The organism is Pseudomonas sp. xss_2 (assembly GCF_043104195.1).
GTDB lineage: Bacteria > Pseudomonadota > Gammaproteobacteria > Pseudomonadales > Pseudomonadaceae > Aquipseudomonas > Aquipseudomonas urmiensis.
Window position 1 is genome coordinate 61,110 of record NZ_JBICKL010000013.1, and the last position, 16,308, is coordinate 77,417.

Below are 16,308 nucleotides of genomic sequence, written 5' to 3' on the forward strand. Positions count from 1 at the left end.
CAGGGAGCGGGCTTGCCCCGCGATGAGGCCAAACGCGACCCAATAAAAAACCCGCACCTGGAACAGGTGCGGGCCTTTCAGACAGCGATCAAACCCGCATCACTTACCGATATGGTAAGCCTGGTCGGCCTTCTCGAAGCGCGAAACCATGCTGCTCGATGGGCTACCCAGCTTGCTCACCACGAAGATTGCGATGGTGGCGAACAGGAAGCCTGGGATGATCTCGTACAGACCGGTATCCAGCTGTTTCCAGAAGATCACGGTCAGCGCACCGATGACGATACCGGCCAGGGCGCCGTTGCGGGTCATGCCCTTCCACAGTACCGAGATCAGCACCACCGGACCAAACGCAGCACCGAAGCCCGCCCAGGCATAAGCCACCAGGCCAAGTACGCGGTTATCCGGGTTGGCAGCCAGGGCAATGGCGATCAGCGCCACAGCCAGCACCATCAGGCGACCGACCCAGACCAGCTCGACCTGCGAAGCGTTCTTGCGCAGGAAGGTCTTGTAGAAGTCTTCGGTCAGGGCGCTGGAGCACACCAGCAGCTGGCAGCTCAAGGTACTCATCACCGCCGCCAGGATGGCCGACAGCAGCACACCGGCAACCCACGGGTTGAACAGAATCTTCGCCAGCTCGATGAATACCCGCTCGTGGTTCTCGGTGACCGGACCGGCCAGCTCAGGGTTGGCCGAGAAGTACGCGATACCGAAGAAGCCCACGGCGCAGGTACCGGCCAGGCACAGGATCATCCAGGTCATGGAGATGCGGCGGGCGTTGGCGATCGACTTGACCGAATCAGCCGCCATGAAGCGCGCCAGGATGTGCGGCTGGCCGAAGTAGCCCAGGCCCCAGCCCATCAGCGAGATGATGCCGATGAAGGTCGCGCCCTTGAACATGTCGAAGTTCGCCGGGTTCTGCGCCTCGATGGCGAGGAAAGTGGTGTCGACGCCGCCGGTGGAGATCAGCACGATGATCGGCGTAAGGATCAGCGCGAAGATCATCAGCGAGGCCTGCACGGTGTCGGTCCAGCTCACCGCCAGGAAGCCACCGACGAAGGTGTAGGCGATGGTTGCCGCAGCACCGGCCCACAGGGCGGTTTCGTACGACATGCCGAAGGTGCTTTCGAACAGGCGTGCGCCGGCCACGATGCCGGAGGCGCAATAGATGGTAAAGAACACCAGGATGACGATCGCCGAGATGATCCGCAGCAGCCCGCTGTTGTCTTCGAAGCGGCTGGCGAAGTAGTCCGGCAGGGTCAGCGCGTCACCGTTGTGCTCGGTCTGCACACGCAGACGGCCAGCGACGAACAGCCAGTTCAGGTAGGCACCGACGGTCAGGCCGATGGCGATCCAGGCCTCGGAAAGGCCCGACATGTAGATGGCGCCCGGCAGGCCCATCAGCAGCCAGCCGCTCATGTCCGAAGCGCCAGCTGAGAGCGCGGTCACCACGCTGCCAAGACTACGCCCACCGAGGATGTAGTCGGAGAGGTTGTTGGTGGAGCGATAGGCCGCGAAGCCGATCAGCACCATTGCCGCGATGTAGATCACGAAGGTGATCGTGATTGGATTGCCCATGGTTGTGCCCTGGCGTTTGTTTTTATCTCTTGCGACCACCCGATAAGGCGGTTGCACCCAGGCGGCGCATCCTATGCAACAACATGAAGCGGGTGCAACCATTTTTCATTTGCAAGTTGCACCCAGTAATGCAATTTCGCCTAAAGCGCGTTTTTTGCTCCTTTTTGGAGCAAACACAGCGCTTTTCAGAAGAAAACGCACCACGAATGACCATTCTTGCTGTGTAGGAATTGTCGTCGGACGAGTTGCACCTGATCCTACAAAAAATCGGGTTGCACCCGGTTGCACCCGGATTGTCCTACAGCTAATCTTGGCGCCAGCTTAGGCCACGCCCGTGGCAATAATGAGGATAAGAAATGGCGACGACCACCCTGGGGGTCAAACTCGACGACCCTACCCGTGAGCGACTCAAAGCAGCTGCGCAGTCCATCGACCGCACGCCGCATTGGTTGATCAAACAAGCGATCTTCAATTACCTGGAGAAGCTCGAGGGTGGTGCCACCCTGACCGAACTCAACGGTCATGCCAGCAACCTTTCCGACGACGCCGGCGAAGTTCAGCCCGAGCACAGCCACCAGTGCTTCCTCGAGTTCGCCGAAAGCATTCTGCCGCAGTCGGTACTGCGCTCGGCGATCACCGCCGCCTACCGCCGCCCTGAGCAAGAAATGGTGCCAATGCTGCTGGAGCAGGCGCGCCTGTCCAGCGCTCAAGCCGAAGCCACCAACAAACTGGCCTCCGGCATCGCCGAAAAACTGCGTAACCAGAAGAGCGCCAGCGGCCGTGCCGGTATCGTCCAGGGCCTGCTGCAAGAGTTCTCGCTGTCGTCCCAGGAAGGCGTGGCACTGATGTGCCTGGCCGAAGCCCTGCTGCGCATCCCCGACAAGGGCACCCGTGACGCGTTGATCCGCGACAAGATCAGCACCGGCAACTGGCAACCGCACCTGGGCAACAGCCCGTCGCTGTTCGTCAACGCCGCCACCTGGGGCCTGCTGCTGACCGGCAAGCTGGTCTCCACCCACAACGAATCCGGCCTGACTTCCTCGCTCACCCGCATCATCGGCAAGAGCGGCGAGCCGATGATCCGCAAGGGCGTCGACATGGCCATGCGCCTGATGGGCGAGCAGTTCGTCACCGGCGAGACCATCGCCGAAGCCCTGGCCAACGCCAGCCGCTTCGAATCGAAAGGCTTCCGTTATTCCTACGACATGCTCGGCGAAGCCGCACTGACCGAGCACGACGCGCAGAAATACCTGGCCTCCTACGAGCAAGCGATCCACTCGATCGGCAAAGCCTCGCACGGTCGCGGCATCTATGAAGGCCCGGGCATCTCAATCAAGCTCTCGGCCTTGCACCCGCGCTACAGCCGCGCCCAGTACGAGCGCGTGATGGACGAGCTGTACCCGCGCCTGCTGTCGCTGACCTTGCTGGCCAAGCAATACGACATCGGCCTGAACATCGACGCCGAAGAGGCCGATCGCCTGGAGCTGTCGCTGGACCTGCTCGAGCGCCTGTGCTTCGAGCCTTCGCTGGCGGGCTGGAACGGCATCGGCTTCGTCATCCAGGCTTACCAGAAGCGCTGCCCGTATGTCATCGACTCGGTCATCGACCTGGCCAAGCGCAGTCGTCACCGCCTGATGATCCGCCTGGTCAAGGGTGCCTACTGGGACAGCGAGATCAAGCGCGCCCAGGTCGAAGGCCTGGAAGGCTACCCCGTTTACACCCGCAAGGTGTACACCGACGTCTCCTATATCGCCTGCGCCCGCAAGCTGCTGTCGGTACCCGAAGCGATCTACCCGCAGTTCGCCACCCACAACGCCCACACCCTGTCGGCCATCTACCATATCGCCGGGCAGAACTACTACCCGGGCCAGTACGAGTTCCAGTGCCTGCACGGCATGGGCGAGCCGCTGTATGAGCAAGTGGTAGGCAAAGTCTCCGAAGGCAAGCTCAACCGTCCGTGCCGCGTCTACGCCCCGGTCGGCACCCACGAGACGCTGCTGGCCTACCTGGTCCGCCGCCTGCTGGAAAACGGCGCCAACACGTCGTTCGTCAACCGCATCGCCGATCACTCGATCTCGATTCAAGAGCTGGTCGCCGACCCGGTCGCCAGCATCGAGCAGATGGCCACTCAGGAAGGCAGCATCGGCCTGCCACACCCACGCATTCCGCTGCCGCGTGACCTGTATGGCAGCGAGCGGGCCAACTCGGCCGGCATCGACCTGGCCAACGAGCATCGCCTGGCATCGCTGTCCTGCGCCCTGCTGGCGACCGCTCACAACGACTGGAAAGCGGCCCCTCTGCTGGGTTGCGCCAGCAGCCAGGAAGCGGCGGCACCGGTACTCAACCCGTCCGATCACCGTGACGTGGTTGGCCACGTGCAGGAAGCGACCATCGCTGATGTCGACAATGCCATCCAGTGCGCACTGAATGCCGCACCGATCTGGCAGGCCACGCCGCCAGCCGAGCGCGCCGCGATCCTTGAGCGCAGCGCCGACCTGATGGAAGCCGAGATCCAGCCGCTGATGGGCCTGCTGGTCCGCGAAGCGGGCAAGACCTACGCCAACGCCATCGCCGAAGTGCGCGAAGCCGTCGACTTCCTGCGCTACTACGCGGTGCAGGCACGCAACGATTTCAGCAACGACGCCCACCGCCCACTGGGCCCAGTGGTGTGCATCAGCCCGTGGAACTTCCCCCTGGCCATCTTCAGCGGCCAAGTCGCCGCAGCCCTGGCCGCAGGCAACCCGGTGCTGGCCAAGCCTGCCGAGCAAACGCCACTGGTCGCCGCCCAGGCCGTGCGCCTGCTGCTCGAAGCCGGTATCCCGGAAGGCGTCCTGCAACTACTGCCAGGCCGCGGCGAAACCGTCGGTGCCCGCCTGGTCGGTGATGAGCGGGTCAAAGGCGTGATGTTCACCGGTTCCACCGAAGTCGCCCGCCTGCTGCAACGCAACATCGCCGGTCGCCTGGATGCCCAAGGTCGGCCGATCCCGCTGATCGCCGAAACCGGTGGCCAGAACGCGATGATCGTCGACTCCTCGGCGCTGACCGAACAGGTGGTGATCGACGTGGTTTCCTCGGCCTTCGACAGTGCCGGCCAGCGTTGCTCGGCGCTGCGCGTACTGTGCCTGCAGGAAGACTCCGCCGACCGCGTGATCGAAATGCTCAAGGGCGCCATGGCGCAGAGCCGCCAAGGCAACCCAGAGCGCCTGTCCGTGGACATCGGCCCGGTGATCGATGCTGAAGCCAAGGCAGGTATCGAGAAGCACATCCAAAGCATGCGCGAAAAAGGCCGCACCGTTTACCAGGTGGCCATCGCCGATGCCGCCGAGTGCAAGCGCGGCACCTTCGTCATGCCGACCCTGATCGAGCTGGAAAGCTTCGACGAGCTCAAGCGCGAGATCTTCGGCCCGGTGCTGCACGTGGTGCGCTACAACCGCCGCAACCTCGACCAGCTGATCGAGCAGATCAACGCTTCCGGCTACGGCCTGACCCTCGGCGTGCACACCCGCATCGACGAGACCATCGCCAAGGTTGTGGATAACGTCAACGCCGGCAACATGTACGTCAACCGCAACATCGTCGGCGCGGTGGTCGGCGTGCAGCCATTCGGTGGTGAAGGGCTGTCCGGCACCGGCCCGAAAGCGGGCGGCCCGCTGTACCTGTACCGCCTGCTGTCGACCCGCCCGGCCGACGCCGTGGCCCGTCATTTCCAGCGTGCCGATGGCGAAGCCAAGGTCGATAGCGTCCTGCGCGATCAACTGATCAAGCCACTGCACGCCCTCAAGGCCTGGGCCGAGAGCAACCAACTGGCTGAGCTATCGAGCCTGTGCGAGCAGTTCGCCGCCCAGTCGCAGAGTGGTATCAGCCGCCTGCTGCCAGGCCCGACCGGCGAGCGCAACAGCTACACCATCCTGCCGCGCGAGCACGTGCTGTGCCTGGCTGACAACGAGGCAGACTTGCTCGCTCAGCTGGCCGCGGTATTGGCCGTGGGTAGCTCGGCGGTGTTCCAGGACGTCGAGCCGGCGAAGAGCCTGCGTGCTCGCCTACCGAAGGAACTGCAAGCCAAGGTCAAGCTGGTTGCCGATTGGAACAAAGACGAAGTTGCGTTCGATGCAGTCATTCACCATGGCGACTCGGATCAACTGCGCGCGGTGTGCGAGCAGGTAGCCAAGCGCGCAGGCGCCATCGTTGGTGTGCACGGGCTGTCCAGCGGCGATCATCAGATTGCCTTGGAGCGCTTGGTGATCGAGCGCGCGGTGAGCGTCAACACCGCTGCGGCGGGTGGTAACGCTAGCTTGATGACCATCGGCTGATAGGGCTGAGGTAAATGAAAAGGAGAGCTTCGGCTCTCCTTTTTTGTGGGTGTGGTTTTATCCGCGGTGCCGCACCCCCCTCTTAGTGCGGTACAACCACCACAGGCTCCTGGCTTTTACAATCTCGGAAATAAGGCACAAGCAAAGCCAAAGCCATGGGCTAAAACCGGTCATCAAGAGCATTATGGACACCGAGGGAATCACGAATATCAATCGAAGTGGAATTTGAGCCATCGACAAATAAATCCCAGACTTCCAACCCAGGCAGAGCAAAATACAACTTAAGATCATGGATAGCTGTAAACCCCAACCTAGCCATATCAAAAACTCCAGCCCTCCTCCCCAGTTCTGCATATTGATTAAGGCCGCCCTGAGATCGGACCAAAACGGTATGGCACCTCGATTGAGGTTAGTGATCACTACAAAACAAATGTAAAACGCGTCCAGACCGCTCCAGATTAGTTGAACAACACGCCCAGGATGGGTGACCGGCATCACTCAGCGCCCCCTTCTTTGAACTCGTAAACTTCATTGGCCACAACCGGTCGCCAGTGCCAGGCCATCCCGGATATATCCCAAGGGTCGTCACCCCGCACGTAATACTGTGTAATCTCTCTCACCGTTCCATATCGGTGAACCGCAGATGATCCAGCAAATTCACGCGTTTCTAAACTAAAAGGAACCCAACGCTGAGTTACCGTTCGCGAAGTATTCGCGAAGTCACTTCCAGACGACAAGAAAACTCGCCCTTCATCCCACCGCGACGTCAAGTTGTTAGCTAAAAATGCGACTCCAGAGGCTACTTTATTTATTTTAATAGTGACTGTTTTCCATTTACCCGGGCCACTCGTATAAAAACCACCAAACCCGAGACTCTCACTTTCAGTCTTTGATTTGCAGCTTTTCGAATACCAGAGCTTCGCAGGTTCAACAGGGGAAAACGGCTTTTTCTTCAATAGCAGCCACTCACCTGATTCGACTGCCCGAAGCACTATTTCAATCTCATCTCCTGTAAGCGCTCTAGAGCGGTACAGACTGCATGAGCGTAAAAGATCTGCTAGGCCGGCTAGGTCCTGTATATATCCTCTGCTCTGAAGGTGCCTACGAACAATTGTGGTCGCAAAAAAAGGATTTTCCGCTTTACGCAGCTCCTCATTCGAAACGTTATCCCACCGAACTAGCCTTTCCATTGCCGGACCTCCCTATTGAATGCCCCAACAACTACCGCATTCAGCTCCACAACGCGGCAGCGCTGCATCTCATAATTTCGTAGGAAATGTCCTTTTCTAATTTGCAGTATGTCTCAGCGGGTCTTTTGACCTCATATCACCCACACCTATAAACCTGTCCTGCACCTCAGTCCTGGTCCTAAACTCGTTACCAGCCCGCACAAGGACCACGCCCATGCCCGAGACCCTGCTCAGCTCCCGCAACCTCGCCTTCGAACTCTACGAAGTGCTCGACGCCCAAGCCCTGACCCAGCGTCCGCGCTTCGCCGAACACAGCCGCGAGACCTTCGATGCAGCGCTGGCCACGGCGCGCACCATCGCCGAAAAGTACTTCGCGCCGCACAACCGCAAGGGCGATGAGCACGAGCCGCGTTATGTCGACGGGCGCGCCGAGTTGATCCCGGAGGTCAAGCCGGCGGTCGACGCCTTCCTCCAAGCGGGCTTTCTCAATGCCAACCGCGATTTCGAGGTGGGCGGCATGCAGCTGCCGAGCCTGGTCTCGCAGGCCTGCTTCGCACATTTCCAGGCGGCCAACGCTGGCACCACGGCCTACCCGTTCCTGACCATGGGTGCGGCCAACCTGATCGAGAGTTTTGGCACAGAACAGCAGAAACGCCTGTTCTTGCAGCCGATGATCGATGGCCGCTACTTCGGCACCATGGCTCTGACCGAGCCGCATGCCGGTTCTTCACTGGCCGATATCCGCACCCGCGCCGAGCCTGCTGCTGACGGCAGCTACCGGATCAAGGGCAACAAGATCTTCATCTCTGGCGGCGACCATGAGCTTTCAGAGAACATCGTGCACATGGTCCTGGCCAAACTGCCGGATGCGCCTGCCGGGGTGAAGGGTATCTCGCTGTTCATCGTGCCTAAGTACCTGGTCAACCAGGACGGCAGCCTCGGGCCGCGCAACGATGTGCTGTTGGCCGGGCTGTTCCACAAGATGGGCTGGCGCGGCACCACCTCCACCGCGCTGAATTTCGGCGACAACGGCGAGTGTGTCGGTTACCTGATCGGCCAGCCGCACCAGGGTCTCGCTTGCATGTTCCAGATGATGAACGAGGCGCGCATCGGGGTCGGCATGGGCGCGGTGATGCTCGGCTATGCCGGCTACCTGTACTCCCTGGAATACGCCCGTCAACGGCCGCAGGGCCGGCTGCCGGACAACAAGGATCCGCACAGCCCGGCGGTGCCGATCATCGTCCACAGCGATGTGAAGCGCATGCTGCTGGCGCAAAAAGCCTATGTCGAAGGCGCCTTCGACCTGGGCCTGTACGCGGCGCGGCTGTTTGACGACACCCACACCGCGCCCAGCGAAGAGGGCCGACGCCAGGCCCAGGAGCTGCTCGACCTGCTCACGCCGATCGTCAAATCCTGGCCGTCGGAGTTTTGTCTCAAAGCCAATGAACTGGCGATCCAGATCCTCGGCGGCCATGGCTATACCCGCGAATATCCAGTGGAGCAGTACTACCGCGACAACCGCCTGAACCCGATCCATGAGGGCACCCATGGCATTCAGTCGCTCGACCTGCTGGGGCGTAAATTGGCGCAGAACGGCGGTGCCGGGCTCAAACAGTTGATTCGCCTGATCGCGGCCACCGGCGAGCGCGCCAGCCACCACCCACGCCTTGACGCCCTGCGCGAGCCGCTCGAGCAACTGGTCAATCGGCTGCAAGCCGTCACCCTGGCCCTGCTGGGCGACCTGGCGCAAGGCAAGATCAGTGGCGCGCTGGCCAACTCGGCGCTGTACCTCAAGGCCTTCGGCCATTGCGTGATCGGTTGGCGTTGGCTGGAACAGGCGATCCACGCCGAGATCGGACTGCTCAACGGCCATCAGGCAGACCGTGACTTTTATCTGGGCAAATTGCAGGCCGCGCGTTATTTCCTGACCTGGGAAGTGCCGGGCTGCCATAATGACCTCGCATTGCTCGAGGCCCGCGACGATACCTGCCTGGGCATGCACGAGGGGTGGTTCTAGGGGGAGCCACCGCGCACACGGAGGTTCCCGCATGTTCGATTCCAGCGCCCTGCTGCGCCAGCGCTTCGCTGCGCTGCGCAGTACGGCCGAGTTGTTTTCCCTGCGCCATGTGAAACAGTCCTACCAAGGCCTGTCGGTGCGCCGCAATGTCGCCGAGCCGCCATTCTTCAGCCAGGATGAAGGCGCCATGCTCACGGTGCGCATCAACGGTGTCGAGGCCTATGCGGCCACCGCCGACCTGTCCCAAGCCGGTTTGCAACAGGCACTGCAACAGGCCGAGGCATTGGCGCGGCAGATCGCCGCGCACAGCCTGCTCGACCTGCGCGAACACGCCGTGCCCAGCGAGCGTCACGAGCATATTTCGCCGAACTTCGAGCAGTCCTTGCCCAACCTTGCCGATTGCCTCGACCTGCTCGCCGCCGAGTCGGCCAGCGTGCCCAAGGACCGCCGCCTGGTCGACTGGCAGGCGAGCCTGGGCATCAGCCGCGTCGAGCAGACCTACCTGAACTCCGCTGGCGCCGAGCTGCGCCATGCCCAGCGCTTTCTGTTCCCAGGCCTTGGCGTGACGGCCAGCGACGGCCAGGACAGCCAGAGCCGCAGCCTGGGGCGGGACAACTTCGGCCAGCAGGGCGGCTTCGAGATCATCGAGCGCTGTGGCCTGGTCGGCGCCGCCCGCCGCGTGGCCGATGAGGCCCTGCAATTGCTGCTGGCGCCCAACACCCCTGGCGGCCCGCGCGACCTGCTGTTGATGCCCGACCAGATGATGCTGCAAATCCACGAGTCGATCGGCCACCCGCTGGAGATGGACCGCATCCTCGGTGACGAGCGCAACTACGCCGGGACCAGCTTCGTCAAAGCCAGCGACTTCGGCCACCTGCAATACGGCTCGACACTGCTCAACGTGACCTTCGACCCAACCATCGACGAAGAGCTGGCCAGCTACAGCCACGACGATGACGGGACCCGGGCCAGCAAGCAGTTCCTGATTCGCCAAGGTAAGCTGCTGCGTCCGCTGGGTGGCGCGCTGTCGCAGTTCCGCTCAGGGCTGGACGGGGTGGCCAACAGCCGCGCCTGTAGCTGGAACCGCGCGCCCATCGACCGCATGGCCAACCTCAACATCGAGCCAGGCGATCAGTCGCTCGAACAGCTGATTGGCGGCATCGAGCGCGGCATCCTGATGCGCACCAACCGCTCCTGGTCCATCGACGATGCGCGCAACAAGTTCCAGTTCGGCTGCGAGTGGGGCCAGTTGATCGAAGAGGGTCAGCTCAAGGGCGTGGTGAAGAACCCCAACTACCGCGGTATCTCCGCGCAGTTCTGGAGCAACCTGGCGGCAGTCGGCGATCGCAGCACCTTCCAGGTACTCGGCACGCCCAACTGCGGCAAGGGCGAGCCTAACCAGGTGGTCCGCGTGGGCCATGCTTCGCCGGCTTGTGTATTCCGCCAGATCGACGTATTCGGAGGAGACGCCTGATGAGCGCCACACCCCAGCAACGCTTCGAACAGCTGCTGAGCGCCCTGCGCGCTGCACTGCAGGATGGCGAGCAGTTCACCCTCGGTTTCAGCGCCGAGCAGTCGCAATTCATCCGTTTCAACCATGCCAAGGTGCGTCAGGCTGGCGAAGTCAGCCAGGCCAGCGCGCAACTGCGCCTGGTGCGTGATGGCCGCCAGGCCGAGCAGCAGTTCACCCTGTGTGGCGACGCCGAGCTCGACCGCCAGCGCCTGCACGAGGCCCTCGAGCAACTGCGCCAGACCCTGCCACTGCTGGCGCTCGATCCTTATCTGAGCCTGGACGACAGCGCCTGGCAGTCGCACAGCCAGCAACAACAAGCGCTGCCTGACACCGCCGAGGTGCTGGCACTGGTGGAGCGCGAGGCGGGTCAGCTGGACCTGGTGGGCATCTACGCAGCCGGGCCGATCTGTCGGGGCTTTGCCAGCTCCTATGGCGCCTTTGGCTGGCATCAGGCCAATAGCTTCAACTTCGATTGGAGCCTGTTCCACGCCAATGGCCAGGCAGTCAAAGCCAACTACTCTGGGCAGTCGTGGGATGCTGCAGCGATGGTTGAGCGTCTGCGCATGAGCCGCGAGCAACTGGCGTTTCTTGGCCGGCCGGCGATTACCCTCAAACCTGGCAGCTATCGCGCCTACCTGGCGCCAGCGGCCATGGATGAGATTGCCGGGATGCTCGGCTGGGGCGGCTTCTCGGCCCAGGCCCTGGCCACGGGCAACAGCCCGTTGCAGCGACTGTACAGCGGCGATGCGCAGCTCAGCCCACTGGTCAGTTTCGACGAGCAGGTCAGCGGCTCGCTGAGCCCCGCGTTTTCCGATGAAGGCCTGCCGCGCCGCGATGTTCGGCTGATCGGCGAAGGGCGTGGCCTGGAGCGGCTGATCAGCGCGCGCAGCGCCGCTGAATTTGCCCTGACGGCCAATGGCGCCGACAGCTACGAGGCGCCGTGCTCCCTGAGCCTGGCGCCGGGCAATCTGCCTTCGGCGCAGATTCTGCAGCGCCTGGGCACCGGGCTGTACATCAGCAACTTGTGGTACCTGAACTACTCGGACCTGCCAGCGGCGCGCATGACCGGCCTGACGCGTTTTGCCACCTTCTGGGTGGAGGATGGCCAGATACAGGGGCCGGTCAGCACCATGCGCTTCGACGACACCCTGTACAACCTGCTGGGCAACCAGCTGGAGGACCTGACCTGTGAGCGCGAGTTGATCCTGTCGACCAGCACCTATGGCCAGCGGCACACCGGATCGAGTCATTTGCCGGGGGCGTTGGTCAAAGGGCTCACGCTTACCCTGTAATCACCTCTGTACGGCTTTTCGTGGGAGCGGGCTTGCCCCGCGATAGCGTCAGCCATTGTCGACCCTGTCGATCAGGCTGACGCTATCGCGGGGCAAGCCCGCTCCCACGAGCCCCGCTCAGTTGCTCTCGACGCGAAGGTTGCTTATGTCCGAACGCCCGCCGCTGGACCCCGTCACCGCCCGCTGGATCCCCTGGGTCGTGGCCATCGCCTTCTTCATGCAGTCGCTGGACGGCACCATCCTCAATACCGCCCTGCCGGCCATGGCCCGCTCACTCGAAGAAGACCCACTGCGCATGCAAGGCGTGATCATCGCCTACATGCTCACCGTCGCCCTGCTGATTCCGGCCTCTGGCTGGATTGCCGATCGCTTCGGCACCAAACGGATCTTCTTCAGCGCGATTATGCTATTCAGCTTCGGCTCGCTGCTGTGCGCCATCGCCAACAGCCTGACCTTCCTGATCATTGCCCGGATCATCCAAGGCCTGGGCGGCGCGCTGATGCTGCCGGTGGGGCGCCTGGTGGTACTGCGCGCCTATCCGCGCTCGGAGCTGGTGCGGATCATGAGCTTCATCACCATTCCCGGCCTGCTCGGCCCGCTGCTCGGGCCGACGATGGGCGGTTGGCTGGTGGAGATCCTCAGTTGGCACTGGATCTTTTTGCTCAACCTGCCGGTGGGCGCCCTGGGCTGCTACGCGGTATGGAAGTTCATCCCTGATCTGCGCGGCACGGAACGGACCACCTTCGATGCCCCGGGCTTCATTCTGTTCGGCGCGGCGATGGTGCTGATCACCATCGCCATGGAAGGACTGGGCGAGCTGCACCTGCCGCACTTGCGCGTGATGTTGCTGCTATTCGCCGGCATGGCGTGCCTGGCGGCCTATTGGCTGCGCGCCGGGCGCGATCCGGAGCCGCTGTTCTCCCCCAGCCTGTTCCGCGTGCGGACCTTTGCCATCGGCATCCTGGGTAACCTGTTCGCTCGCCTGGGCAGCGGCGCGTTGCCATTTTTGGTGCCGTTGTTGCTGCAGATCGCCTTGGGCTACTCGCCCTCCCAGGCGGGGATGAGCATGATCCCCCTGGCGGCGGCGGCAATGGTCGCCAAGTCAATTGCCAGGCCGCTGATCGAACGCCTGGGCTACCGGATCATCCTCACCGGCAATACCTTGCTGCTGGGCATTCTGCTGGCCAGCCTGGGCCTGGTGGACGAGCAGACGCCTTATGCCCTGCTGCTGGTGCAGTTGTCCTTGCTCGGTGCGGTAAACTCGCTGCAGTTCACCGCGATGAACACCGTGACCCTGATCGACCTGGACGATGCCAGCGCCAGCAGTGGCAACAGTTTGCTGTCGGTGGTCGCGCAGCTGTCGCTGAGCCTGGGCGTGGCCTGCGCCGGTGCCTTGCTTGGCGGTTTCACCGCGGCCGGCAGCGCCGAAGGCGTGGAAACCACCCTGGGCGCGTTCCAGCTGACCTTCTTCACCATCGGTCTGATGGCCATGCTGGCGGCAGCGATCTTCCTGCAACTGGCGCCGACAGACGGAAGGCGTGCCCGTCGTCCGGAACCGGAGATCGAACCTTAGGGCGAATGGCCACGAGGCTGGTAGACTGTGCGGCATTTTTCGCTTCGCAACGCAGGCCCGCCTCGTGACCACCGAATCCACCGCATTTGCCACTCTGCCGCTGTCCGCCGCCATGCTGGCCAACCTGGACGCCCTCGGCTATGCCGCGATGACCCCGATCCAGGCCCAGAGCCTGCCGGTCATCCTCAAGGGCCAGGACCTGATCGCCCAGGCCAAGACCGGCAGCGGCAAGACCGCCGCCTTCGGCATCGGCCTGCTCAACCCGATCAACCCGCGCTACTTCGGCTGCCAGGCGCTGGTCCTGTGCCCGACCCGCGAGCTGGCCGACCAGGTCGCCAAAGAGCTGCGCCGGCTGGCCCGAGCCGAGGACAACATCAAGATCCTGACCCTGTGCGGCGGCGTCTCGCTCGGCCCGCAGATCGCCTCGCTGGAGCATGGCGCGCACATCATCGTCGGCACCCCAGGCCGGGTGCAGCAGCACCTGGACAAGGGCACCCTGGTGCTCGATGGGCTCAACACCCTGGTGCTCGACGAAGCTGACCGGATGCTCGACATGGGCTTCTTCGACGCCATCGCCAGCATCATCGGCAAGACCCCGGCGCGCCGCCAGACCTTGCTGTTCTCCGCCACCTATCCAAGCGGCATCGAGCAACTGGCCGCAGACTTCATGCGCAAGCCGCAGCAGGTCAAGGTCGAGGCGTTGCACAGCGAAACCCAGATCGAGCAGAGCTTTATCGAGATCGACCCACAGCAGCGCCTCGAAGCGCTGACCCGAGTGCTTGGCCACTATCGCCCTGAATCGTGCGTGGCGTTCTGCTTCACCAAGCAGCAGTGCGAAGAGGTGGTTGCCCACCTCACCGCCAAGGGCATCGTTGCCCAGGCCCTGCACGGGGATCTGGAGCAGCGTGACCGCGATCAGGTGCTGGCCATGTTCGCCAACCGCAGCAGTTCGGTACTGGTGGCCACTGACGTCGCCGCCCGCGGCCTGGACATCGATGGCCTGGACATGGTGATCAACGTTGAACTGGCGCGTGACGCCGAGATCCACGTACACCGCGTTGGCCGTACCGGTCGCGCAGGCGAGAAAGGTGTGGCGGTGAGCCTGGTGGCGCCGGCCGAAGGCCATCGCGCCCAGGCCATCGAGCAGTTGCAGAAGCGCCCGCTGCGCTGGGAGCAACTGGACAGCCTGAAGAACAAAGGCGGCGAACCGCTGCTGCCGGTCATGGCCACCTTGTGCATTGCCGCCGGACGCAAAGACAAGCTGCGCCCAGGCGATATCCTTGGCGCCCTGACCGGTGATGCGGGCATTCCTGGCAAGCAGGTGGGCAAGATCGCCATCTTCGACTTCCAGGCCTTCGTGGCGGTGGAGCGGGCCTTGGCCAAGCAGGCCATGCAGCGGCTCAACAGCGGCAAGATCAAGGGCCGTTCGCTGAAAGTTCGTATCCTTTAAGCCGCACCACGTGCCCTGTAGGAGCGGGCTTGCCCGCGATAGCGGTCGACCAGGCAACGTCGTTGACCCTGCTCACGCTATCGCGGGACAAGCCCGCTCCTACCAGGGTGGCGTCGACCTCCTATTTCATCGTTCGCAGGGAAACTATCTTGCACTCCACCGACGTGATCATCCTCGGCGCTGGCGCCGCCGGCCTGATGTGCGCTCAACTCAGTGCCCGACGCGGGCGCCGGGTGCTTCTGCTCGACCATGCCAACAAACCGGGCAAGAAGATCCTCATGTCCGGCGGCGGGCGCTGCAACTTCACCAACCTGTACACCGAACCTGGCAACTTCCTCTCGCACAACCCGCACTTCTGCAAGTCGGCGCTGGCCCGCTACACCCAGTGGGATTTCATCGAGCTGGTGGCCAAGCATGGCGTGCCGTATCACGAGAAGAAGCTGGGCCAGCTGTTTTGCGATAACAAGTCCAGCGACATCCTCAACCTGCTGCTCGCCGAATGTGACGATGCCGGGGTCGAGCTGCGCATGGAAACCAGCATCGAGACCATCGACAAGACCGACAACGGCTATCGCCTGCACACCAGCGCCGGGCCGTTTGCCTGCCAGTCGCTGGTGATCGCCACTGGCGGTCTGTCGATTCCGACCCTGGGCGCCAGCGGCTTTGGCTATCAGGTCGCACGCCAGTTCGGCCACAGCCTGCTGCCCACCCGCGCAGGTTTGGTGCCCTTCACCATCACCGAGCCCCAGCTCAAGGCACTGTGCAGTGAACTCTCGGGGACCTCGCTCGATTGCACCGCCAGCTGCAATGGCACCAGCTTCCGCGAGAACCTGCTGTTCACCCATCGTGGCCTGAGTGGCCCGGCGATCTTGCAGATTTCTTCGTTCTGGGAGGCTGGCGACACGGTCGAGATCAACCTGCTGCCGGACCGCGATGCCCTCGACTGGCTGCAACAGCAACAGACCGAGCGCGCCAACAGCGAACTGAAAACCGTGCTGGGCGAAGTGTTCACGCGCAAGCTGGCCAACCTGTTGGCTGATCAGTGGTTCGTCTCCAAGCCGATGAAGCAGTACACCCCGGCCGAGCTTGCACAGATCGCCGAGAAGCTGGCGGCCTGGCAAGTGGTGCCGGCCGGGACCGAGGGCTATCGCACTGCCGAGGTGACGCTTGGCGGGGTGGATACCCGCGAGGTGTCGTCCAAGACCATGGAATCGCTGAAGAGCCCGGGGCTGTACTTCATCGGTGAAGTGCTGGACGTCAGCGGCCATCTGGGTGGGTTTAATTTCCAGTGGGCCTGGGCCTCGGCTAACGCCGCCGCGCAGTTCGTGTAAGGTAGAATCCTTTCAGCACGGAACGCTTCTTGCTGGTCCGTGCCAGGATGCATCAAA

8 protein-coding genes are annotated in these 16,308 nt (G+C 62.9%); 7 read left to right on the forward strand and 1 reads right to left on the reverse strand.

What is annotated here, in order from left to right:
• Positions 1-99 precede the first annotated feature (99 nt).
• Positions 100-1,575 (reverse strand): sodium/proline symporter PutP, encoded by a 1,476-nt coding sequence (gene putP / locus ACF8K2_RS02245; protein WP_312154829.1) that lies wholly within the window; start codon positions 1,573-1,575, stop codon positions 100-102.
• 356 nt (positions 1,576-1,931) lie between these two features.
• Here putP and putA point away from each other — a divergent pair, with 356 nt between their 5' ends.
• The 7 genes from putA (at position 1,932) to ACF8K2_RS02280 (ending at position 16,251) form a co-directional block, all read left to right on the forward strand.
• Positions 1,932-5,885: a trifunctional transcriptional regulator/proline dehydrogenase/L-glutamate gamma-semialdehyde dehydrogenase gene (putA, locus tag ACF8K2_RS02250; RefSeq protein WP_392463292.1), complete on the forward strand. Its 3,954-nt coding sequence runs from the start codon at positions 1,932-1,934 to the stop codon at positions 5,883-5,885.
• A gap of 1,404 nt (positions 5,886-7,289) precedes the next feature.
• Positions 7,290-9,092 (forward strand): acyl-CoA dehydrogenase, encoded by a 1,803-nt coding sequence (locus ACF8K2_RS02255; RefSeq protein ID WP_392463293.1) that lies wholly within the window; start codon positions 7,290-7,292, stop codon positions 9,090-9,092.
• Positions 9,093-9,123: 31 nt separating this feature from the next.
• On the forward strand, positions 9,124-10,566 hold the full coding sequence (locus ACF8K2_RS02260; protein WP_392463294.1) for a TldD/PmbA family protein: 1,443 nt from the start codon (positions 9,124-9,126) through the stop codon (positions 10,564-10,566).
• Positions 10,566-11,897, forward strand: coding sequence for a TldD/PmbA family protein (locus ACF8K2_RS02265; RefSeq protein ID WP_392463295.1), 1,332 nt, complete (start codon positions 10,566-10,568; stop codon positions 11,895-11,897). The genes ACF8K2_RS02260 and ACF8K2_RS02265 overlap by 1 nt, the downstream gene beginning before the upstream one ends.
• Before the next feature lie 145 nt (positions 11,898-12,042).
• On the forward strand, positions 12,043-13,470 hold the full coding sequence (gene mdtD, locus ACF8K2_RS02270) for a multidrug transporter subunit MdtD (protein WP_392463297.1): 1,428 nt from the start codon (positions 12,043-12,045) through the stop codon (positions 13,468-13,470).
• 112 nt (positions 13,471-13,582) lie between these two features.
• Positions 13,583-14,920: an ATP-dependent RNA helicase DbpA gene (dbpA, locus tag ACF8K2_RS02275; RefSeq protein WP_264082888.1), complete on the forward strand. Its 1,338-nt coding sequence runs from the start codon at positions 13,583-13,585 to the stop codon at positions 14,918-14,920.
• Between the two features lie 149 nt (positions 14,921-15,069).
• Complete coding sequence (locus ACF8K2_RS02280; RefSeq protein WP_392463299.1) at positions 15,070-16,251, forward strand: NAD(P)/FAD-dependent oxidoreductase; 1,182 nt, start codon at positions 15,070-15,072, stop codon at positions 16,249-16,251.
• Positions 16,252-16,308: the final 57 nt, after the last annotated feature.

Bases quoted from the DNA above. Each gene is read 5' to 3' on its own strand.
- mdtD (WP_392463297.1), top strand. From the start codon at position 12,043: ATGTCCGAACGCCCGCCGCTGGACCCCGTCACCGCCCGCTGGATCCCC.
- putA (WP_392463292.1), top strand. From the start codon at position 1,932: ATGGCGACGACCACCCTGGGGGTCAAACTCGACGACCCTACCCGTGAG.
- ACF8K2_RS02260 (WP_392463294.1), top strand. From the start codon at position 9,124: ATGTTCGATTCCAGCGCCCTGCTGCGCCAGCGCTTCGCTGCGCTGCGC.
- putP (WP_312154829.1), bottom strand. From the start codon at position 1,575: ATGGGCAATCCAATCACGATCACCTTCGTGATCTACATCGCGGCAATG.
- ACF8K2_RS02255 (WP_392463293.1), top strand. From the start codon at position 7,290: ATGCCCGAGACCCTGCTCAGCTCCCGCAACCTCGCCTTCGAACTCTAC.
- ACF8K2_RS02265 (WP_392463295.1), top strand. From the start codon at position 10,566: ATGAGCGCCACACCCCAGCAACGCTTCGAACAGCTGCTGAGCGCCCTG.
- dbpA (WP_264082888.1), top strand. From the start codon at position 13,583: ATGCTGGCCAACCTGGACGCCCTCGGCTATGCCGCGATGACCCCGATC.